Origin of the sequence: Caulobacter sp. 602-1 (genome assembly GCF_003931565.1) — a bacterium.
Taxonomy (GTDB): domain Bacteria; phylum Pseudomonadota; class Alphaproteobacteria; order Caulobacterales; family Caulobacteraceae; genus Caulobacter.
On the sequence record NZ_RRYI01000004.1, the window covers coordinates 36484 to 57928 of the forward strand.

Genomic DNA, 21445 nt, shown 5'->3' on the forward strand with positions numbered 1-21445 from the left:
TCAGCGCTGACGCTCCAGCCGGGTATGGACGCGGCCCTTCAGCACCACGCGGTCGCCCTTGTCGGTGACGTTGTAGGCGTTGGCCTGCGTGCTGCCCTTGGGTCCGCTGCCCGAGATGCCGGCGTCGCCGCTGACCTCGCCCGTCTTCATGTTGATCAAGGCGCGAGGGGCGTCGAAGTCATATCCCTCGGCGCTGGTGATCTTGACGTCGTCGGTCAGCAGCAGGGTGTTCTCGGCCTCGCGATAGAGGCCGGTCCTGGCCACCGCCTGGCTGGGATTGGGCTGGCCGTAGCCACGCACCAGGACGGGCGAGACCAGGTGGACCAGATTCTCGTCCTTGGGGTCGCGCTCGGCGCTCGCCGCGGTGATCAGGAACGGACGGCCGTCCTTGAGCACGCCGGTAAAGCGTGGCTTGTCCAGCACCAGGGGCGAGGCGGCGGTCTGGGTCTGCAGCTTGCTTGAGGCGAAGGTGTTCCACGACGCCTGGACGATCACGGCGACGGCGACGCCGATGGCGAACACGGCCAAGGCGAAGCGCAGCCGCCGGACCGGCTTGCGGCGGCGGTTGCGGGCGCGTTCAGCCGCGCTTTCGGTGGGAGGGACGGCGGAAACGCCATCGGTCTGGGTGAGCATTTGGGAGAATGGATAGTCCCACGTTGTCATTCGCCCAAGACCTTTGTTTTCCGGTGCGCGGTCCTGGCGCGGGTAAGCGCCGTGCAGATGGCGTCGGCGGACGTTGCGTCAAGTGCGTTGTCGGGGCGGCGAAGCCCGGGATGACAGCCCGCCGGTGGCTGATGGGGATTGGATCGCGTCTCGCGCACGTCGGTTCTGGACCGCCTCCACGCCTAGAATCGCACTTCCGACATGGCGGCCGACCAGTCGGTGTTGGGTTTCGTGGTATGGCCGCCGTCGCCGACGCGGTGACGAACGTCTGCGGCTGGATCACGGCGTACGCGCTGCCGCAAAACCCGGCGCCCGCCGCCAAGATGATCGCCGCGTTGAATCACATCAGCGGCGGCCGGGGCGGACTGAACATCGTGGTCGAGGCCTGCAAGGTCGAGTTCGAGCAGATTGGCGCCTGGAACGATTCGCTGTTCCACGATGATCGGGCGCTCAGAATCTTGGACCTGAACACCGCGATCCTGACCAATTCGGCCAGTGTGGCCGCCGCCTGGAGCGCTTGAGATCCGCGGCCGGAGCGAGCTTGGCGAGTCGCGAAGAGGCCTTCGATCTATCCGGACGATCCGTTCGACGCATGGGCCTTTGTCGGCGCAGTCGCCGCGCGGAGATCGTCTTCCAGCATCCAGAGCCGGTCCTGGCCCCAGTGCGCCTCGCACCCCCGCACCCGGAAGGTTGGCGCGCCCCAGAGACCGGCGTCCAGCAGCGCGGCGCGGTTGACCTCGGCGCGGTCGCGCCAGCTGTCGTCGGCCAGGGCCGTCGCGGTCTGGGCGTCGTTGAGGCCAGCCCGGCGGGCGGCGGCGTAGAGGCCGCGATCCTCGGCCAGGGCCAGGCCGTCGGCGAAGGCGGCCTTCAGGCCTGACTCGGCGAATTCCTCGCCTAGTCCGAGGTCGATCGCGTGGTGCAGCACCGCCAGCGCCCGCTCGGCGCCGGCCCCGACGGGATCGACGATCTTGCCGAAGGGCAGGCCCAGGCGCTCGGCTTCGCGCTTGCAGTCCAGGGTGATGTACAGGGTCTTCTCGCGGGGCACGGCCAGACCGCGCATCACCATCGGCAGGATCGGCCGCAGCTGCAGATCCGCGCCATGGGCCCGGGCCAGGTCGCGGATGCGCGGCAGGACCAGCCAGGAATAGGGACTGCGGAACGAGAACCAGGCCTCGATCGTCGGCCTGATCGCGCCGGGCGCCGCCAGCAGGGTCGGCTCCAGGGCTGGGGCCAGCCGCGGGGTTCCGGGTTCGCGATCGAGGCCGCGCGCCGCGAGCCGGGCCTCGAGGTGACCCAGGCGATCGACGCCCCAGAACCACTCGCCCTCGAAGTGGAACATGCCGCCCAGATAATGCCCCAGCTGCGTGCGTCGCCGCTGGCTGAAGGTCAGGAGGTCGTCGCAGAGGTCCGGGTCCTGGCCGCTGGCCCAGGCGGCCATGCCGGCCAGGGTCTTGGTGTCGCCCGACCACAGGGCGGCGCCGGCCGCCGAGGCGATCTCCTCGAACGCTCCGCGCTCGATCGCGTCAGCCAGAACAGTCTGTAACTGGCGCACGTCCTCGGCCGAGGGCAGTTGAGCGTCGGCGGGGAAGCCCATGCCCCTGGCCCGCGCCAGGCGGGCGGCGTCGCGCAGGCCGTAGGCGCGCAGGCGCTCGCGGTCGGGCGCGGCCGAGTCCTCCGGCGGCGGGACCAGATAGGGATCGATCTCCACGCCATAACGAGCGCGCAGGCGCGGCAGCATCTGCACGGCCAGGTGGGAATAGGGATCGTCGGCCTGGTGGAAATAGCGGACGGTCGGGCGCTCGCCGCGCAGGCGGGCGGATGCGGCGGCTAGGTCGCGCGCCATTCGGCGACGCGCCGGGCTGGTCAGGGCGGTGGTCACGCTTCGCATGATCAGGGTGCGCATGGACATGGCGACGGCCTCCCAACTGTCGGGCGCATGACATCTAGCGGCACGGTGAATGTCAATATATGCTCCGACGAACGATAAGAGGGAGGCGTTGATGAAGGCCTGGAAGGTGTTCTCGGGGATTGTCGTTCTGCTGGTCGCGGCCGGCGCGGCGGCCTGGCATTTCCGCTTCGACCTGATCATCATGCTCGCGCGCGCCAAGCAGCCGAAGATCGAGGCCAATCACGCGGTGACCTGGGCGCAAGGCCCTATCGCGCCGCCGGCGGGCCAGCGGCCGCCGAACGTGGTGTTCATCCTGGCCGACGACCTTGGCTACAACGACGTCACTCTGAATGGCGGCGGCGTCGCGAACGGCGCCGTGCCGACCCCGGCCATCGACTCGATCGCCCATCAGGGCGTCACCTTCGCCAACGGCTACAGCGGCAACGCCACCTGCGCCCCGTCGCGCGCGGCGATCATGACCGGCCGGTACGCCACCCGCTTCGGCTTCGAGTTCACGCCCACGCCCGTGGCCTTCTCGCGCGTCGTCGGCGGCCATCAAGGCGACTCGCTGCACCCCTCGCACTTCAACAAGGACGAGGTGAAGAACACGCCGAAGGACGACAGCACCGAGGCCGTGCCCTCCACCGAGATCACCATCGCCGAAGCGCTGAAGACCCGCGGCTATCATACCGTCCACCTGGGCAAGTGGCACCTGGGCGGGGTCAAGGGCTCACGACCCGAGGACCAGGGCTTCGACGAGAGCCTGGGCTTCATGGCCGGCGCCTCTCTGTTCGCGCCGGTCGGCGACCCGTCCGTCGAGGAGTCGCGCCAGGACTGGGATCCGATCGACAAGTTCCTGTGGGGCGCCCTGCCGTTCGCCGTGCAGTACAACGGCTCGAAGATGTTCCACCCGTCGACCTACATGACCGACTACCTGACGGATGAGGCGATCAAGTCGATCGACGCCAACAAGAACCGGCCGTTCTTCATGTACCTGGCCTACAACGCGGTCCACACGCCCCTGCAGGCGCCCAAGGCCGACTACGACGCCCTGCCGCAGATCAAGGATCATCGCCTGCGCGTCTATGGCGCCATGGTCCGCAACCTGGACCGCAACATCGGCCGGGTGTTGCAGGCGCTGAAGGACAAGGGGCTGGACGACAACACCCTGGTGATCTTCACCTCCGACAACGGCGGGGCGAACTATATCGGCCTGCCCGACATCAACCGGCCGTATCGCGGCTGGAAGGCGACTTTCTTCGAAGGCGGCATCCACGTGCCGTTCCTGCTGCGTTGGCCGGGCCAACTGCCGGCGGGCGCGGTCTATCGCAGCCCGGTGGGCCACGTGGACATCTTCGCCACGGCCGCGGGCGCGGCCGGCGCGACTCCGCCGAAAGACCGCGTGATCGACGGCGTCGACCTCGTGCCGTTCGTCAAGGGCAAGGCCAGCGGCGACCCGCACAAGGCCATGTATTGGCGCTCGGGCCGCTACAAGACGGTGATGGCCGGCGGCTGGAAGCTGCAGGTGGCCCAGGAGCCGAACAAGGCCTGGCTGTTCGACCTCAACACCGACCCGACCGAGCGACACGACCTGTCAAAGACCCGGCCGGACAAGCTCAAGGAGATGCAGGCGACGCTGGCCCAACTGGACAGTCAGATGGTCAAGCCCGCCTGGCCCTCGCTGGTCTCGGGCGCCTTCTATATCGACCATCCGGGCGGCCAGAAGGCCAAGGCCAGCGACGAGTACGTTTATTGGGACAATTGAGGGCCGTTCCTTTCCTCATGCTCCTGGCGCTGGCGGGCTGCGGCAAGCCGGCGCCGAAGGCCTGCCTGACCGACCCGCCCATCGCCGACCCCGCGCACCGCACGGCCGGCATGGTCCGCATCGCGGGCGGCGACTTCGCCATGGGCGCGGCGCCGCTGCGGCCGGAGGAGGGGCCTCCGCGGACGGTCAAGGTCGCGCCGTTCTGGATCGACCGCACGGAAGTCACCAACGCCGCCTTCGCGCGGTTCGTCGACGCCACGGGCTACCGCACCCTGGCCGAACGACCGCTCGATCCCGCGCGCTACGCCCAGCTGTCGGCGGCGCAGCGGCGTCCGGCCTCGCTCGTCTTCGTGGGGGCGAAGGGGGCGAGGTCGGACGATCCCTCGCAATGGTGGCGGGTCATTCCCGGCGCGGACTGGCGGCATCCGGAGGGACCGCGCTCGACCATCAAGGGCCGCGAGGCCTGGCCCGTGGTCCATATCGCGTGGGAAGACGCCATGGCCTACGCCCGGTGGCTGGGGCGCGATCTGCTGACCGAGGCCGAATGGGAATACGCCGCGCGCGGCGGCCTCGTGGGCAAACGCTATGCCTGGGGCGACCAGCCGGCTGATCCGCGGCGTCCGCGCGCCAATACCTGGCAGGGCGTCTTCCCGGCCCAGGATCTGGGCAGCGACGGCTACAAGGCGCGGGCCGCGCCGGTCGGCTGCTATCCGCCCAATGGCTATGGACTCGTCGACATGGCGGGCAATGTCTGGGAGTGGACCGGGGACTGGTTCAGGCCGGGCCTGGAGGTCGCCAGCGTCATCGAGGCCGGCGGTCCGCCCGAAATCCGCGCCCTCGACCCCGACGAGCCGAACACGCCCAAGCACGTGATAAAGGGCGGTTCGTTCCTGTGCGCCGACGACTACTGCTTCCGCTACCGCCCGGCGGCCCGCACATCCGGACCGCCGGACGGCGGGGCGTCTCACATCGGGTTCAGGACGGTTTACCGCGAGCCCTAGACGCCTGGACCCGGCTTGGTGCGGATGTTCAGCTGTCCCGCCAGGCCCGCCTTGCGGTGGTGTTCGATGGCGTGCATCTCTGGCGAAAGGGCCATCTTCTGGAAGGCGGCCAGGGACGGGTATTCGGCCAGGGCCACGGCGTCCCACATTTCCTCGATCTCGCCGATCATCAGGCCGGTGACCGCGCCGCTGTAGCGGATCTGGCCGCCCAGCGCCTTGACCAGCTTGGCGACCTCGACGCCATAGCGGTTATAGGCCTCGCGGCCGCTCAGCTCGGGCTCGGAGCCGTCCTCGTAGGCGGCCTTATCGCGGAACTTCAGCAGGTTGACCATCACGAATGGTCCGTCCTCGGCGCTGCCGAAGAACGCCTGGAATTGTTCCGGCGAGGGAAAGACGTGATTGACGACGTTCATTCGGCGAACTCCTTTCGCGGCAGGCTGGCGACAAGGCCATCGAGCAGGGCGGCGATCTCGCCGGGGCTGTCTTCCTGCACGAAGTGGCCGCCCTTCAGCGTGGTGTGGGCGGCGGTCTTGGCCCCCGGCACGCGGGACTGGAACACCGCCTCGCCGCCGCGGGTGATCGGGTCGGCGTCGCTGAAGGCGGTGATGAAGGGTTTGTCGAAGGTTTCCAGCACCGCCCAGGCGGCTTTGTTCTCGGCCACCGAGGCGTGCTCGGGCGTGATCGGCACCAGGGCTGGAAAGATCCGCGCGCCTTCCTTGTAGGTCTCGTCGGGGAAGGGGGCGTCATAGGCCGCGCGCTCGGCGTCGGAGAGATCGCGCGCCGTGCCGCCGTTGAGGATGAAGCCGATCGGCAGTTCCGGAACGTTCTGGCTGAAGTTCAGCCAGGCCTCGAAACCCTCGCTCTTGCCCGAACCGACCGGCAGGCCCGTGTTGGAGACGACGACGGCGGCGAACCGCTCGGGGAAGGCCGCCACCAGGCGCAGGCCGATCAGCCCGCCCCAGTCCTGGCAGAACAGGACGATGTCGGTCAGTTCGTTGCGGACCAGCCAGTCGCTCATCCAGGCCACGTGCCGTTCATAGGTGTAGTCCTCGCGCGAGGCCGGCTTGTCCGAGCGGCCAAAGCCCACCAGGTCCGGCGCGATCGCCCGGCGCCCGCGCGCCGACAGGTCGGCGATGACCTTGCGGTACAGATAGGCCCAAGACGGCTCGCCATGCATCAGCAGGATCGGCCTCTGGTCCTTGGGGCCTTCGTCGACATGGTGGATGCGTAGCGGCGTGCCGTCGGCGTCGACCACCGGCGTGTAACGGGGCGCGTAGGGCCAGTCGACCAAGCCCTCGAACCGTTCGTCCGGCGTGCGCAACACGTCCATTCCGTTCTCCCTCGATACCGCCTTGCGGATTTCTATTGACACTATGAGTGCCATTATGGCGCTACTGGGTCAAGTTCTGGGAGGAACATATGCGCAAGGTTTGGATCGGGTTGGGCGCCGTGGCGGGCGTCGTCGCCATCGCCCTGGGCCTGGCGTGGCTGTTCCGAGAACGCATCGCCGAGGCGGGCATGCGCAGGCTCTATGAAACGGCCCTGGCGACCGATCCGCTGGCCGAACTGCCGGACGGCCTGCACGTCGGGCTCTGCGGCTCGGGCGCGCCGATGCCGGATCCGACGCGAGCGGGACCTTGCGTGGCGGTGGTGGCGGGCCGAGACCTGTTCGTCGTCGACTCCGGCTCGGGCTCGACCCGCAACCTGCTGCTGATGAACCTGCCGCCGCCCCGCCTGAGCGCGGCCTTCGTCACCCACTATCATTCCGACCACATCGCCGACCTGGGCGAGCTGATGCTGCAGCGCTGGGGCGGGGGGGCCGCGCACGCGCCGCTGCCGATCTACGGACCGACGGGCCTTGATCAGGTGGTGAAGGGTTTCCAGGACGCCTACACCCTGGATCGTGGCTATCGCGTCGCCCACCACGGCGAGGCCGTCATGCCGCCCTCGGGCTTTGGCGCGGTCACGCACGTCTTCACCGCCGATCCGAGCGGACCCGACGTGCTGGTGCTGGAAAAGCCGGGCCTGAAGGTCTGGGCCTTCCCGGTCAAGCACGACCCGGTCCATCCGGCCGTCGCCTATCGCTTCGAGTACAAGGGCCGCACCGCCGTGATCAGCGGCGACACCGGTCCGTCCGAGCGGCTGGTCAAGGCGGCCAAGGGCGTCGACCTGCTGGTCCACGAAGGCCTGTCGCCAAATCTCGTGGCGATCCAGAAGGATGTCGCCGAGAAGGCTGGGCGGACGAACTACGTCCACATCTTCCACGATATCCTGGACTACCACACCGCGCCCGAGACCGTGGCCGCGGAGGCCAAGGCGGCCGGGGTGAGGGAAGTATTGTTCTACCACATCATCCCGCCGCTGCCGGTCCGGGCGCTGGAAGGGCCGTTCCTGGGCCGCTCGCGCGCGATCTTCGGCGGACCGATGAAGGTGGGCCGCGACGGCGACTTCGCCAGCTTGCCGGCTGGCTCCACCGAGATCAAATGGTCCAACCGGCTCGACCTTCTGAAGCTTTAGGTGGTCGTCCGCGTTCCGCGGGTCTAAGCAAGGGCCATCAGTGGGAGGGCCCAGGGCCGTGAGTTCCGCCGCGCGCAATCTTCGTCCGGGAGCCGACGTCGCGTCCGAGACCGCGATCGATGGTCGCCGCAAGCGCTCTCAGGACAGCCGCGCCCGCATCGTCCAGGCCATGCTGGAGCTCGTGCGCGAAGGCGACGTCTCGCCGTCGGCCGAACTGGTCGCCGCCCGCGCCGACGTCGGCCTTCGCACGGTCTTTCGCCATTTCAACGACCTCGACAGCCTGTATCGCGAGATGTCGGCGGTGATCGAGAGCGAGCTGATGGCCCTGGTCCATACGCCGTTCAAGGGCGAGAGCTGGCGCGAACGGGTGCTGGAGCTGGTCGAGCGTCGCGGCTGGGCCTACGAGAAGATCGCGCCGTTCAAGCGCGCCTCGGAAGTCCACCGCCACCAGTCACCGGCCCTGGCCGTCGACAACGCCAAGATGGTGCAGATCGCGCGTGAGATCCTGCGCGCCCAGCTGCCGCCCGAGCTGGCCAAGGACCGGGTGCGGTTCGAGGCCATGGACCTGCTGCTGAGCTTCGACGCCTGGCATCGGCTGCGCCGCGACCAGGACCTGTCGCCCAAGCGCGCCACCGAGGTGCTCCAGGGCGTTCTCGGCGGGCTGCTGGATGCGCCGATCGGCGACTGAAACCTCGGGGACGGAGGTAACGCCGGTCGAGGCTGCTCAATTCCCCGACCGGCAGGTCCGCCAGCCGTAAGGGGCGTGCTGGCGTCCTCCGTCTGGTAGACGTTCCCGGGGGGACTAACCCTCAAGTCTGGCCGCAAAAAAATCGTGTTGTTGGAGCGTGGCGTTCGGCTTGTGGAAGACCTGCTGCCATGAAGTGGCAACAGCGCGAGGCGCGCGCGGTTGTCACGGCGAAGCGGAACACCGAAGTTCTCGGAACGTTGTCATCGACTTGGGCCTTGGCCCAGCGCCGCTTTAGCTCGCAGGAGCCACCATGATCCCGGACGAAATGCCCGTGACGGATCTCGCCGATACTTCGGCGGATGTCCTGATCGACCTCTACCGCCGCGTGCGACGTCGCACCGAGGTTCTGGCTGCGCCGCTGTCGCCCGAGGACCAGTCGGCCCAGTCGATGCCCGACGCCAGCCCGACCAAGTGGCATCGTGGCCATACGACTTGGTTCTTCGAGACCTTCCTGCTTACGCCGTTCCTGACCGGCTACGCGGTTCACGATCCGCGGTTCAGCTACATCTTCAATTCGTACTACGAAGCCGTCGGTCCCCGGCAGCCGCGGCCACAGCGCGGTCTGCTGACCCGGCCGTCGGCCCAGGAGGTCAGCGCCTATCGCGCCCATGTCGACGCGGCCATGGTGCGCCTGCTGGCCGGTGCGCTGACGCCCGAGATCCGCGAGCGGCTGGAACTGGGCTTGAACCACGAGGAGCAGCATCAGGAGCTGATCCTGATGGATATCCTGCATCTGTTCGCCCAGTCGCCGCTCAGTCCAGCCTATCAGCCCGGCGCCGCGACCCCGCGTCCGGATCCGGGCCCGCAGCGCTTCCACCGCTTCGCCGGCGGCCTGGTCGAGATCGGGGCCTGCGAGAACGGCTTCGCGTTCGACAACGAGCGGCCTCGCCACAAGACCTATGTCGCGCCGTTCCGCCTGTCCGATCGCCTGGTGACCAATGGCGAGTGGCTGGCCTTCATCGAGGCTGGCGGCTACGGCCGCGCCGAGCTTTGGCTCTCCGAGGGCTGGGCCAAGGTCAATGAGGAAGGCTGGGAGGCTCCGGGTTACTGGCGCCGCGACGAGACCGGCGACTGGACCACCATGACGCTGCGCGGCCGTCATCCGGTCGATCCGAACGCACCCGTCATGCATGTCAGCTACTACGAGGCCGCGGCCTACGCCGCCTGGGCCGGCCGCCGCCTGCCGACCGAGGCCGAATGGGAAGCCGCCGCCACGGCCACCGGCGCTCCGTCAGCGCTTCGCCAACTGTGCGGCGCGGCCTGGCAGTGGACCGCCAGCGCCTACAGCGCCTATCCGGGCTTCCGCCCCGGTCCGGGCGCGCTGGGCGAATACAACGGCAAGTTCATGGTCAGCCAGATGGTGCTGCGCGGCGGCTGCGAGGCCACCCCGCCCGGCCATTCGCGCGCGACCTATCGCAACTTCTTCCATCCGGGCAGCCGCTGGATGTTCGGTGGCGTGCGTCTGGCCGACGATGATCGCCTGAGCGAGGTCAAGCCGGGCGACCGTTTCCGCGACGAGGTCGTGGCCGGCCTGTCGGCCACGCCCAAGACCCTTTCGGCCAAATACTTCTATGACGCCGAGGGCTCGCGCCTGTTCGAGGCGATCTGCGAGCTCCCGGAGTACTACCTGACCCGCGCCGAGACGGCGCTGTTGCGCCGGATCGCGCCGGAACTGGCCGCTCGCATCCCCGACGACGCCGTGCTGGTGGAGTTCGGCAGCGGGGCCAGCACCAAGACCCGCATCGTGCTGGACGCGGCGCCTCAGATCGCCGTCTACGCGCCGATCGACATCAGCCCTTCGGCCCTCGATGAGGCCGCGGCGAGCCTGCGACAGGACTATCCGAGCCTGGCCGTCGCCCCGTTGGTCGATGACTTCACTCAGGCCATGACCCTGCCTGACGGCGCCAAGGGCCATACGCCCGTCGGCTTCTTCCCCGGCTCGACGATCGGCAACTTCGCGCCGGACGAGGCCGAGGCCCTGCTGCGTCAGGCTCGAGCCCTGTTGGGCGAGGGTTCGCTGTTCATCGTCGGGGCCGATGTGGCCAAGGATCCGGCCGTGCTGATCCCGGCCTATGACGACGCCCAGGGCGTGACCGCAGCGTTCAACCGCAATGTCCTGGTTCACATCAATCGCGAGCTGGGCGGCAACTTCGACCCCGCCGCCTTCGCGCACAAGGCGGTATGGAACGCCCGGGAGAGCCGCATCGAGATGCATCTGGAAAGTACGCGCGACCAGATCGTCATGGTCGGCGATTACGGCTTCCGGTTCGCCGCCGGCGAGACCATCCACACCGAGAATTCGTACAAGTATCCGTCCGAGGTCTTCGAAAATATCGCCCGCCGCGCCGGCTGGACCGTGACCCAGCGCTGGATCAGCGAGAGCCCGACCTTCGCGGTTTATGCGCTGACCGCCTGATTGGGCGATGGGGGCGCGCCATCCAGACACACGAAGACGCGCCGGTTTCGAGAAATCGAGACCGGCGCGTCAAGGTCGTTGGTCTATCGTCTTCTAAAGCGCGCGCTCGCCGGGGCGACCGCCGCGTGAAGAAGATCCGCCTTTTCGGCCGGCGTTGGCCGCCAGATCACGGTCCTTGGCGAAGCTGCGTTTCTCACTGGGCACGCTAGCTCCGCCCTTCCTGGCGATCTCACGGCGGCGTTCCGGGTCCATGGCGGCGAAACCGCGACGACCGCGGGGACGTTCGCTATCGGTGTCCATGTGGGGCTCCTAGTCTGGTCACAGGCGGCACGAGCAAGGATCAGGCGTCATAGGGACGGTCGTCCCCTGGATCGACCGGCGGCGAGGTTGGGGGCTCCTCGACGGGGACGACACCCGGCTCATACTCGGGCGGTTTGGGCTCGGGCGGGGGCGGGGCGTCTGGGTCGGTCACTGGCGTCGTTTCCTGCGCGTTCCGGTGAAGTAACCAGCGAAGACGCTTTCGGTTCACCGTGAGTTCGCACTAATTACGCCGCACAGGGACAAGCGCCCGTTCGAGGAGTCGCCGGAGAATGGCCCGCAAGCCCAAACAGTTGGTGAGCCGCGCCGCGTCGCACTGGCGTCTAGCCGCCGCCCAAGGCGTCGGGATCGCTGTGTGGCTGACGGCGAAATATTTGGGCGCGCCGCATGCCGCGCACCTTCTTCTGGGCTGGGACGCCGCGGCGGCCGTGTATCTGCTGACGACATGGACGCTTTTTCTGAAGGCCGACGAGGCCAAGGTGCGCTCGCGCGCCGCCCAGGAGGACGAGGGCGTCCCCATTCTGCTGCTGATCGTCCTGGCCGCCATCGCCGCCAGCCTGTGGGCGGTGGTCGACGCCATGATCGCGGCCAAACACGCCTCGGGCGACACAAAGGCCTTCGTGACCGCCTGCGCCGGCGCGACCCTGGTGCTGTCGTGGCTGGTGCTGCAGTCGGCCTTCGTTCTGCACTACGCCCACCGCAATTTCGGCGACGGGTCCGGCAAGCCGGGCATTGAGTTCCCAGGAGAACAACCGACCGGCTACATGGACTTCGCCTATCTGGCTTTCAGCGTCGGGGCCACGTTCCAGGTGTCGGACAACAGCATCCTGACCTCGAAGCTGCGCAAGCTGGTGACGGCCCACGCGGCCGCCGCCTATTTCTACAACACCGCCATCCTGGCGCTGGGGATCAACATCATCGCCAGCCTGGTCGGAAGCTAGCCGCGCCGGCCGCCGCCCGGACCGCCTCGGCCGCCGCCGCGTCCGCCCATCGGGCCGCCCTTGCCGCCGCCCGGACCCGCGCCGGGGCGCAGGCCGCCCTGGACCGGCGTCTTGGGCAGTTCGGCCAGCTTCAGCAGGCCGTCCTTGTCGGTGTCGAGCAGGGCGAAGCGGGTCTTGGCCGCCTTGGTCGCCTCGTCCTTGGTGATCCGTCGGTCGAAATTGCCGTCGGCGGCCATGACCGGCTCGGGTTCGGCGATCAGGCCGAACAGCGAGGCGCCTTGCAGGACGTTCGTCCTCTGCGGACGGCGGCGGCCGGGCGCCATGTCGTCGTCGCTCGGACCGTCTTGCTGACCCTCGGCAACGCCCAGGCCGCGCGGACCGCGCCGCATCCCGCCGGGGGCCGCGCCGCCGATGATCTCGGGCGCGATGTGTTGCTCGTAGGCCGCCACCTCGAACCCGTCGATGACGCCATTGTGGTCGGTGTCGACCACACCGAAGAAGCGCAAGGAGTCGGCCACGAACTCGTCGCGGCTCAGGGCGCCGTCATGGTTGGCGTCGGCGCCTTCGAACCAAACGGAGACTGGGTAGGGCGCGCCGGGCGGGGCGCGAAAGGGCTCGCCGGCCGGGCTGATGAACAGTTGCGGACCGGCCATCGGCGCGCCGTCTCCCTCGCCGGTCGGGCCGCCGCGTCCGCCAGGACCACGATGGCCTTCCGAACGTTCCGGCGGCGCGCTGGCGCAGGCGGCCAGGGTGGCGACGAGGACGGCCGTCAGGCCAAGCGAGCGAAATGTCATCCGGCAAATCTCCATCCAGCCAAGCTTTGAAGCCTGTTGGGATGTCGCCGTGATGTCAGGCGCGCGCTCGGCCTTGCGCCGCCGCAACAAAGCCGTCCGTTTCCGCCGTATTTGCTAGGCTGGAAGCCGCACGCTGGCCCGCAGGCCGCCGCCTGGACGGTTGACCAGCATGACGTCGCCGCCGTGGGCGCGGGCCAGGGAGCGGACGACCGCCAGACCCAGCCCGTTGCCGCCCGTCTCGCGGTTGCGCGAGGGTTCGCCGCGATAGAAGGGCTCGAACACCCGCTCCAGCTCGCCTTGCGGCACGCCCGGACCGTCGTCGTCGATCTCGATGATCGCCATGCCGTCCTCGGCATAGACCCGTCCGCGGGCTCGCACACCGTATTTCAGGGCGTTCTCGACCAGATTAGCGACCAGGCGCTTGAGAGCCACCGGATCGCCCTCGATGACGGTCTTCTCGGTCCGTTCGACCGTGGCGTCGCCGCCTGTCTCGGCGGCCTCGTCGATGACGCTCTCGACCAGGGAGGACAGCTCCAGCTTGGTGCGTTCGGCTGGGCGCTGGGTGTCGCGCACGAAGCCCAGGGTGGCGGCGATCATCGCCTCCATCTGGTCGATGTCGGCGGCCAGCTTGGGCCGGATGTCGTCGGGAACGGCCTCGATGCGGAACTTCAGGCGGGTGAGGGGGGTGCGCAGATCGTGGGCGATGGCCCCGACCATGGCGGTGCGGTCCTCGACATAGCGGCGCAGGCGCTCCTGCATCATGTTGAAGGCCGTGGCGGCGGCGACCACCTCGCCCGAGCCGGAGATGCTCAGCGGCGGGGTGCGCGGATCCTTGCCCAGGCGCTCGGCGGCGTCGGCGAAGGCGGTGATCGGCTGGGCCAGGCGGCGGGCGAACAGCCAGGCCAGCGGCGTCACGGCGATCACCGACAGCAACAGGATCAGCAGCACGCGCTGCTGCCAGCTGTCGAAGCGGAAGGTCGGCTTGGGCTCGACCACCAGCCAGCGACCGTCGCTCTGGCGCACGCCCAGCTTGAAGTCGCCAAAGATCAGGGGCTCGTCGACGCCCTTGCCGCGCGCGCCTGGCGGACCACCAGGCCCCCCGGGGCCGCCGCCCTCGCGGGCGAACGGTTCGCGGGCGCCGGGACCGCGAGGCGGCTCATCGGGCTTGGGCGGCGTCACGGGCGTGCGGCGCACGAAGAAGCGCGGACCATTGTCGATCTGCAGCTCGATACGGTTCACCGGCACGTCGACGGCGCGGCTGATATCGGTCTTGAAGTCGATCCGGCGCGGCGTGTCCTGGCCCATCGGGTGCAGGGTGACGCGCTGTTTGATCACCAGCAGACGGCCGTCGCGCGGTTGCACCGGCTGGCCGGTCTTCAGGGCGCGCGCTATCTCGCTGGACCGATAGAACTCCGGCGGCGGCGGCGGCAGGGTGAAGATGACCGCGATCGCGATCAGCTGGGCCGCCACCAGGGTGACGATCACCAGCCCCAGGGCCTGGACGAACAGCGGCGCGCCGCGCCGGAAGAGGGTCATGGGGTGCGGACGACCTTGGCGGTGAACATATAGCCTTCGCTGCGGATGGTGCGGATCAGCTCGCTGCCGCCGCCGTCGTCCAGTTTCCGGCGCAGGCGGCTGATCTGGACGTCTATGGCGCGGTCATAGGCGTCGCTGTCACGGCCGCGCGCCAGGTCCAGCAGCTGGTCGCGGGTCAGGACCCGCTGGGGCCGCTCGACGAAGGCGCGCAGCAACGAGAACTCGCCGCTGGACAGATTGACCACCACCGACTGCGGCGAGCGCAGTTCGCGGCGGACGAGGTCCAGGCGCCAGCCGGCGAACTCGCAGGCCGCGCCCATGGCGTCGTCGACCGCGCGCGGCTCCTGCCGGCGGCGCAGCACGGCGCGGACGCGGGCCAGCAGCTCGCGCGGATTGCAGGGCTTGGGCAGATAGTCGTCTGCGCCCAGCTCCAGGCCGACGATGCGGTCGGTGTCCTCGCCCATGGCCGACAGCATGATGATCGCGGGGCCGTCACTGGTCGAGGACAGGCGGCGGCAGATGGCCAGGCCGTCCTCGCCGGGCAGCATGATGTCCAGCACGACGAGGTCGACTGGCCCGCGCGCCAGGACCTGCTCCATGGTGCGGGCGTCCTGGGCCGTCTCGACGGCGTAACCGTGACGGCTGAGAAAATCGGACACGACGTCGCGGATGCCGGGATCGTCGTCGACGATGAGGATGCGCGGCGCCGCCCCGCGCTGGGCGTCGGCGTCGCTCTGGGCGGTGCTTTGGACGTTTTCCATGCGATTTCCTGTCACGCCCCCGTCACGTTCAGATTTCACGGCTGAAACAGCGACGCAACCCGGTCATGCGATCCAATGTCGCACCGGCGGCGCGTCATCCCCCACCCGACGCGCCGGCGGCAAGAGATCCGGCCCGTCCTTCCCCCCTTGAACGGGTCGGATCTCCTCAGCCCGGCGAATGGTTCTTTGGAGCCTGGTAGGCCGCGCCCTGCGCCTGCATCGCCGCCACCACCCGATCGCCCACGAACGGATTGTTCCGCCGCTCGGCCCCGAAGGTCGACATCGGTCCATGGCCAGGCACGAACCGCACGTCCTCGCCCAGCGGCCAGAGCTTATGGGTGATCGAGTCGATCAGATCCTGGTGATTGCCCAGCGGGAAGTCCGTCCGGCCGATCGAGCCCTGGAACAGCACGTCGCCGACCTGGGCGAATTTGGTGTCGCGATGGAAAAACACCACGTGCCCCGGCGTGTGACCCGGGCAGTGGAAGACCTCGAACTCGGTCTCGCCCAGCGTGACCTTGTCGCCGTCGTCCAGCCATCGGTCGGTGACGAAGATCCGCGCCTCGGGCATGCCGTACTGCTCGCCGGACTGCTGGATGCGGTCGATCCAGAACTGGTCGTCCTTGTGCGGGCCCTCGATCGGAACGCCCGTGCGGGCCTTGAGCTCGGCCGCGCCGCCAGCGTGGTCCATGTGACCGTGGGTGATCCAGATCTTCTCCAGGGTCAGGCCTTTATCGGCGATGGCCTTGAGCAGGCGGTCGACTTCGCCGCCCGGATCGATCACCGCGGCCTTCAGCGTCTTCGTGCACCAGACGATCGTGCAGTTCTGCTGCAGCGGCGTGACCGGGGCGATCACGGCGGCGATGGGCATGGACGCTTGGGTCATCGAGGCGACCTCCAAAAGAAAAGGGCGGGAGCCGAAGCGCCCGCCCTTCCTGACCTAAAGCCTAGCGGCCGAAGATCAAGAACGCTCTTCCTTCGAACCGGGGGCCGGAGCGCCCGGCATCGGGGCGACGCCCGTGGCCGGCGCGTTCGGATCCAGTTCCGGAACGTCGAACAGGCCGCGGCCGACATGGCTCTTGCGATAGCCGTAGGCGAAGTAGATCACCAGGCCCAGAGCGCCCCAGACGGGCAGCACCATCATCGCCTCGAACGGCAGGTTGAAGTACAGCACGGCGCAGCCGATCAGGGCGATCGGCGCGACGACCCAGACGAACGGGGTGCGGAACGGACGGTGACGGGTCGGATCCTTCTTGCGCAGGACCATCACCGCGATCGCCACCATGAAGAAGGCGAACAGCGTGCCCGAGTTCGAGATGTCGGCCAGCTGACCGACCGGGAAGAACGCGGCGGCCAGGGCCACGAACAGGCCCGTGAAGATGGTCACGATGTGAGGTGTCTTGAACTTGGGATGGATGGCGGCCAGCTTTTCCGGCAACAGGCCGTCGCGCGCCATGACGAAGAAGATCCGGGTCTGACCGTAGATCATCATCAGGATGACCGAGGGCAGGGCGAGGTTGGCCGCCAGGCCCAGCAGGTTGCCGACGAGCGGGAAGTTGATCTGGCGCAGCACATGGGCCAAGGCCTCGTTGGAGCAGACCAGCACTTCCTTGTTGGCGGGCAGGGCGCAGGCGGCGACGAAGGCGGCCGAGCCGGGCTGCACGGCCGAGCCGTCAGCGCCGAGCACGGGCTGAGCGCCCATGGCGCCGATCGCGCCGGCGGCGACCAGCAGATAGAAGATCGTGCAGATGGCCAGCGAGCCGATCAGGCCAATCGGGACGTTGCGCTGCGGGTTCTTGGTCTCCTCGGCGGCGGTCGACACCGCGTCGAAGCCCACATAGGCGAAGAAGATCGACGCGGCCGCGCCGACGATGCCCATGCCGGTGGTGCCGGCCGGGCCGAACCAACCGTTCGGGGCGAAGGGCGAGAAGTTGCCGGTCTTGAGGACCGGCAGGGCGAGGGCGATGAACACCGTCAGGGCGGTCACCTTGATGGCCACCAGGGCGGCGTTCACGGTGGCGCTTTCGGTCGTGCCGACGACCAGCAGGGACGTCACGGCCAGCGCCACGACGATGGCGGGAACATTGACGATGCCGTGGCTGAAGTCGGCGACCGGCATCCAGCCGTTCATCGACCACGCGGGGCCTTGCCTTAGGAGCTCGGGCCACTGGAAGCCGAGCGCGTTTTCAATCAAGCCGAGGAAATATCCTGACCAACCGGCGGAGACGGCGCTGGCGGCGACCGCGTATTCCAGGATCAGCGCCCAGCCGACCATCCAGGCCAGCAGTTCGCCCATGACGGCGTAGGAATAGGTGTAGGCCGAGCCCGAGACGGGCACCATCGAGGCCAGTTCGGAATAGCAGAGCGCGGCGAAGGCGCAGACGGCGCCGGCGATCACGAAGGACCACATCATGCCCGGGCCGGCCTTCTGGGCGGCGGCGGCGGTCAGAACGAAGATGCCCGTACCGATAATCGCGCCCACACCCAGCAGCGTCAGCTGCACGGGACCAAGCGAGCGGTGAAGGGATTTTTTCTCAGCCGTCGCTAGGATCGCATCAAGCGATTTTACGCGCCACATAGTTCCTCCTGATAGGCAAGACTCCCCCCGGGGGTCGCCTTTAGAAAATTTTGCGGACCGTGACCCGTTTATGAGCATGGGGTCAAGGTCGAGCAACGGAAGCGCGTAAATGTTCTCCGCGAGCCTGGCTAGTCCAGCCCTGCTTGGCGACGGGGGCCGCGCCAGCTAAAGCGGGCGCAATGTTGCCCATTTTCGAGGCCCTTCCCGCGCTGAAAGGCGCCCTCGCCGAACGGGAGACCGCCGTTCTCGTCGCGCCGCCCGGCGCGGGCAAGACCACGGCCGTTCCTCTTGCGCTACTGGACGAGCCCTGGACGCAAGGCCGCAAGATCATCGTCCTGGAGCCTCGCCGCCTGGCCGCGCGCGCCGCCGCCGCGCGCATGGCCGCGAACCTCGGCGAATCCGTGGGCGAGACGGTCGGCTTCCGGGTGCGCCTGCAGTCCAAGGTCTCGGCCAGGACGCGGGTCGAGGTCGTCACCGAAGGCGTCTTTACCCGGATGATTCTCGACGACCCGGGCCTGGACGGCGTCGCGGCCGTGCTGTTCGACGAGTTCCACGAACGCAGCCTGGACGCCGACCTTGGCCTGGCCTTCGCGCGCGACGTCCAGAGCGTGCTGCGCGACGACCTGCGCCTGCTGGTCATGTCGGCGACCCTCGACGGCGCGCGAATCTCGGCTCTGCTGGGCGACGCGCCGGTGATCGAGAGCCAGGGGCGGATGTTCCCGGTCGACACGCGCTATCTCGGGCGCGACGAGCGCCAGCGGCTGGAGGAACGTGTCGGCCGCGCCGTCGAGCGGGCCTTGGCGGAGGAGACCGGCTCGATCCTGGTCTTCCTGCCCGGCCAGGGCGAAATCCGCCGCGCCGAGAGCTGGTTGAACGAGCGCCTCCGTCGGCCGGATGTCGACGTCGCGCCGCTTTACGGCGCGCTGGAGCCGGCCGTGCAGGACCGCGCCATCGCCGCCGCGCCAGCGGGACGCCGCAAGGTGGTGCTGGCGACCTCGATCGCCGAGACCAGCCTGACCATCGAGGGCGTCCGGGTTGTCATCGACGCCGGCCTGGCCCGCGTGCCGCGCTACGATCCGGCCTCGGGCATCACCCGCCTGGACACCGTTCGCGTCAGCCGCGCCGCCGCCGACCAGCGCCGGGGCCGCGCCGGACGGACCGAGCCGGGCGTCTGCTACCGCCTTTGGGACGAGCCGGAGACCCGCTCGCTGCCGGCCTTCGCGCGTCCCGAGATCCTGGAGGCCGACCTGTCGCGCCTAGCCTTGGACCTGGCCCGCTGGGGCGCGCGCGACCCTTCTGGTCTCACATTTCTGGATCCCCCGCCCGCCGCCGCCTTCGCCGAAGCGCGAACCTTGCTGAACCGCATCCAGGCGCTGGACGGGCAGGGGGATCTGACCGCTCACGGCAAGGCCTTGGCCGAGATGCCGCTGCCGCCCCGCCTGGCGCATATGGTCGTCCGCGCCGCCGCCTCGGGCCAGGCGCGCGAGGCCGCCGAGATCGCCGCCGTGCTCACCGAACAGGGTCTTGGCGGCAAGGACGTCGACCTGCGTCGGCGGCTGGAAAACCTGCATCGCGACCGCTCGCCGCGCGCCCGCGACGCCATGGCCCTGGTCGAGCGGTGGAGCCGCGCGGCGGGCCGGCCGTCAAAGGCGCCCGACCTGGAGATCGGCCTGATGCTGGCCGAGGCCTATCCCGAGCGGGTGGCCAAGGCGCGCGGCAAGCCGGGCGAGTTCCAGCTAGCCAGCGGGCGCGGCGTCCATCTGGAACCGACCGATCCTCTGGCCCGCGAGGCCTGGCTGGCCGTGGGCGAGCTGGGCGGCGGCGACAGCCGCGACCGCATCCTGCTGGCCGCCGCCGTTTCCGAGACCGGCCTGCGCGAGACCTTCTCCGACCGGCTCGCAGCCGAGGATCGCCTGGAAACCGCCGGCGGCAAGGTCCGCGCCAAGCGCCTGCTGCGCCTGGGCCGGCTGGTGCTGGAAGAGCGGCTGATCGAGAATCCCGACCCGGCCCTGATCGCCGGCGCCCTGATGGATCAGGTCCGGGCCGACGGACTATCGGGCCTGCGGTTGGGGCAGGGCGTCGAGAGCTTCCGCAGTCGCGTGGCCTTCCTGCGCGCCCTGGACAGCGAGGCCTGGCCCGACCTGTCGGACGCCGCCCTGGTCGCCCGCCTCGACGAATGGCTGGCGCCGCTGCTGCACGGCCGCTCGTCCCTGGCCAGCGTTGATGAGAGCAGCCTGGACGGCGCGATCCGGTCGCTGGTCCCCTGGGACCAGCAACAGAAGGTCGACCAGATGCTGCCGGCCCGCTTCAAGGCTCCGACCGGCACCACCGTGGCCATCGACTACGCCGCCGAGGCCGGCCCGCGCATCGACATCCGGGTGCAGGAGCTGTTCGGCCTGACCGAGCACCCCAGCATCGCCGGCGGCAAGGTCCCGCTGGTGCTGTCGCTGCTGTCTCCCGGCCACAAGCCGATCCAGATCACCCGCGACCTGCCCGGCTTCTGGAAGGGCTCTTGGCGCGAGGTGAAGGTCGAGATGAAGGGGCGCTACCCTCGCCACGTCTGGCCAGACGATCCGGCGGCCGCCGCCCCGACGACGCGGGCCAAGCCGCGCGGGACTTAATCGTCGGATCTCTTGCTGGAACTTTTACCGAGCGCCACTCCGGCGACAAAAAGGAAGGCGCTTCCGAGCCAACCAAAACACTTGTCTGCCCAGGCGGCGTTTTCCACGTGGAAGCCAGCGACGACGATACCTAGCAGTGCAATCAATAGGATTAGCGCGAAGACAAGGGCCGCAGCGTGCGACTTGTCGTCTGTGCCGTATTTGAAAATACCCAGATTTATGTGCAGCACCCGCTTATTCGCGGAGCCGCCCGTGTAGTCCGACAGACCAGTTTTCGTCGCTTCGTCGGGTGTGGGAGACAGGTTCTCAGGCGGCGGGATTTTCACGGCCACCATCCAATTTCTTCTTGAAGATGGTCGCGATGACATCGTTTGGAATCTTGGGTTTCGAATCCAAGCTTCCATACCGATCTTTGATTATCGTCCAGGGTTCTCCGGCAGCGTGCGTGGAGTTAGACAGCTGAACGCCTGAGTAGTTCTTGTGGCTGTCCCAAACCTGTCGGACGAACTCCTTCAATTCTTTGTCTTCGACACCCTTTGGAGTTGAGAATCTCCAATCCAGAAGGTTGCCGCCTACTTTCTGCAGTTCCGATAGGCGGCCAGTTATAGGTGCGCGGCCATAGCCTCGGGTTTGCGAGTATATGTCTCGGACAACTGGACCCCAGGGCCAAGCCTCGAAGTCGTCCTCGAACAGCGGGCGATCGTTCATCGCCAGATGCCAAGCGTGGGCGTAGAAAAGAAGCTTCTGCAGCTTCATCTGATCAATAGCTGTCGCTTCGCTGGCGGCTAGATCAAGGAATTCGTTAGCGACGGCCGCCGCGGACGTCGCGGGGCCAGCGATCGATGGGTTCGTCGCGAAGGCGTTCATCGACTCTCCAGTTCCGACTTTGTTCTATGGG

General features: G+C 68.4%; 21 protein-coding genes. 8 read left to right on the forward strand and 13 right to left on the reverse strand.

Annotated elements, in window-relative coordinates; genetic code table 11:
- Nucleotides 1-633 carry an LPS export ABC transporter periplasmic protein LptC gene (gene lptC, locus EIK80_RS12755; RefSeq protein WP_125157392.1) on the reverse strand — a complete coding sequence of 211 codons (633 nt, stop codon included), beginning with the start codon at nt 631-633 and terminating at the stop codon, nt 1-3.
- Nucleotides 634-899: 266 nt separating this feature from the next.
- On the opposite strand from lptC, the gene EIK80_RS12760 reads away from it, so the two are divergent.
- Nucleotides 900-1184 carry an LLM class flavin-dependent oxidoreductase gene (locus EIK80_RS12760; protein ID WP_233586608.1) on the forward strand — a complete coding sequence of 95 codons (285 nt, stop codon included), beginning with the start codon at nt 900-902 and terminating at the stop codon, nt 1182-1184.
- 47 nt (nt 1185-1231) lie between these two features.
- Here the strand turns inward: EIK80_RS12760 and EIK80_RS26415 are convergent, their stop codons facing one another.
- Entirely contained in the window at nt 1232-2572 is a 1341-nt protein-coding gene (locus tag EIK80_RS26415; protein ID WP_199743465.1) for a DsbA family protein, read from the reverse strand.
- Nucleotides 2573-2663: 91 nt separating this feature from the next.
- Here EIK80_RS26415 and EIK80_RS12770 point away from each other — a divergent pair, with 91 nt between their 5' ends.
- Both EIK80_RS12770 and EIK80_RS12775 read left to right on the forward strand, forming a co-directional pair.
- Entirely contained in the window at nt 2664-4316 is a 1653-nt protein-coding gene (locus tag EIK80_RS12770; protein WP_199743466.1) for a sulfatase-like hydrolase/transferase, read from the forward strand.
- Nucleotides 4304-5317, forward strand: coding sequence for a formylglycine-generating enzyme family protein (locus EIK80_RS12775; RefSeq protein ID WP_125157394.1), 1014 nt, complete (start codon nt 4304-4306; stop codon nt 5315-5317). Before EIK80_RS12770 ends, EIK80_RS12775 begins: the two co-directional genes overlap by 13 nt.
- Here the strand turns inward: EIK80_RS12775 and EIK80_RS12780 are convergent.
- Together EIK80_RS12780 and EIK80_RS12785 are read right to left on the reverse strand one after the other, a co-directional pair.
- The gene (locus EIK80_RS12780; RefSeq protein ID WP_125157395.1) at nt 5314-5730 is read right to left on the reverse strand and encodes a DUF1330 domain-containing protein; all 417 of its coding nucleotides are present in this window, start codon (nt 5728-5730) and stop codon (nt 5314-5316) included. The two genes, EIK80_RS12775 and EIK80_RS12780, sit on opposite strands and share 4 nt — an antisense overlap.
- Nucleotides 5727-6647 (reverse strand): haloalkane dehalogenase, encoded by a 921-nt coding sequence (locus EIK80_RS12785; RefSeq protein ID WP_125157396.1) that lies wholly within the window; start codon nt 6645-6647, stop codon nt 5727-5729. Before EIK80_RS12785 ends, EIK80_RS12780 begins: the two co-directional genes overlap by 4 nt.
- 89 nt (nt 6648-6736) lie before the next feature.
- Between EIK80_RS12785 and EIK80_RS12790 the strand changes: the two genes are divergently transcribed.
- From EIK80_RS12790 to egtB, 3 genes are all read left to right on the forward strand, one after another.
- On the forward strand, nt 6737-7834 hold the full coding sequence (locus EIK80_RS12790; RefSeq protein WP_125157397.1) for an MBL fold metallo-hydrolase: 1098 nt from the start codon (nt 6737-6739) through the stop codon (nt 7832-7834).
- A 58-nt stretch (nt 7835-7892) separates the two neighbouring features.
- Nucleotides 7893-8522, forward strand: coding sequence for a TetR/AcrR family transcriptional regulator (locus EIK80_RS12795; protein WP_125157398.1), 630 nt, complete (start codon nt 7893-7895; stop codon nt 8520-8522).
- A gap of 310 nt (nt 8523-8832) precedes the next feature.
- On the forward strand, nt 8833-10998 hold the full coding sequence (egtB, locus tag EIK80_RS12800; protein WP_125157399.1) for an ergothioneine biosynthesis protein EgtB: 2166 nt from the start codon (nt 8833-8835) through the stop codon (nt 10996-10998).
- 93 nt (nt 10999-11091) lie between these two features.
- Here egtB and EIK80_RS12805 read toward each other — a convergent pair whose 3' ends face one another.
- Both EIK80_RS12805 and EIK80_RS12810 read right to left on the reverse strand, forming a co-directional pair.
- Complete coding sequence (locus tag EIK80_RS12805) at nt 11092-11298, reverse strand: general stress protein (RefSeq protein WP_047413350.1); 207 nt, start codon at nt 11296-11298, stop codon at nt 11092-11094.
- Between the two features lie 40 nt (nt 11299-11338).
- A complete protein-coding gene (locus EIK80_RS12810) occupies nt 11339-11470 on the reverse strand; it encodes a hypothetical protein (protein WP_125157400.1) in 132 nt (43 codons plus the stop codon).
- Nucleotides 11471-11588: 118 nt separating this feature from the next.
- Here EIK80_RS12810 and EIK80_RS12815 point away from each other — a divergent pair, with 118 nt between their 5' ends.
- Complete coding sequence (locus EIK80_RS12815) at nt 11589-12257, forward strand: DUF1345 domain-containing protein (RefSeq protein WP_125157401.1); 669 nt, start codon at nt 11589-11591, stop codon at nt 12255-12257.
- On the opposite strand, the gene EIK80_RS12820 is transcribed toward EIK80_RS12815, so the two are convergent.
- The 5 genes from EIK80_RS12820 to EIK80_RS12840 form a co-directional block, all read right to left on the reverse strand.
- Nucleotides 12254-13051: a hypothetical protein gene (locus EIK80_RS12820; protein ID WP_125157402.1), complete on the reverse strand. Its 798-nt coding sequence runs from the start codon at nt 13049-13051 to the stop codon at nt 12254-12256. The genes EIK80_RS12815 and EIK80_RS12820 overlap by 4 nt on opposite strands.
- 114 nt (nt 13052-13165) lie before the next feature.
- Nucleotides 13166-14587, reverse strand: coding sequence for an ATP-binding protein (locus EIK80_RS12825; protein ID WP_125157403.1), 1422 nt, complete (start codon nt 14585-14587; stop codon nt 13166-13168).
- Entirely contained in the window at nt 14584-15348 is a 765-nt protein-coding gene (locus EIK80_RS12830) for a response regulator (protein WP_125157404.1), read from the reverse strand. The genes EIK80_RS12825 and EIK80_RS12830 overlap by 4 nt, the downstream gene beginning before the upstream one ends.
- Before the next feature lie 166 nt (nt 15349-15514).
- Nucleotides 15515-16234 carry an MBL fold metallo-hydrolase gene (locus EIK80_RS12835; protein ID WP_125157405.1) on the reverse strand — a complete coding sequence of 240 codons (720 nt, stop codon included), beginning with the start codon at nt 16232-16234 and terminating at the stop codon, nt 15515-15517.
- A gap of 75 nt (nt 16235-16309) precedes the next feature.
- Nucleotides 16310-17926 (reverse strand): amino acid permease, encoded by a 1617-nt coding sequence (locus tag EIK80_RS12840; protein ID WP_125157406.1) that lies wholly within the window; start codon nt 17924-17926, stop codon nt 16310-16312.
- Nucleotides 17927-18105: 179 nt separating this feature from the next.
- Here EIK80_RS12840 and hrpB point away from each other — a divergent pair, with 179 nt between their 5' ends.
- Entirely contained in the window at nt 18106-20547 is a 2442-nt protein-coding gene (gene hrpB / locus EIK80_RS12845) for an ATP-dependent helicase HrpB (protein WP_125157407.1), read from the forward strand.
- Here hrpB and EIK80_RS12850 read toward each other — a convergent pair.
- Nucleotides 20544-20882, reverse strand: coding sequence for a hypothetical protein (locus EIK80_RS12850; protein ID WP_125157408.1), 339 nt, complete (start codon nt 20880-20882; stop codon nt 20544-20546). The genes hrpB and EIK80_RS12850 overlap by 4 nt on opposite strands.
- Nucleotides 20854-21414, reverse strand: a complete 561-nt coding sequence (locus tag EIK80_RS12855) for a Panacea domain-containing protein (RefSeq protein ID WP_125157409.1) — start codon at nt 21412-21414, stop codon at nt 20854-20856. The genes EIK80_RS12850 and EIK80_RS12855 overlap by 29 nt, the downstream gene beginning before the upstream one ends.
- Nucleotides 21415-21445 lie beyond the last annotated feature (31 nt).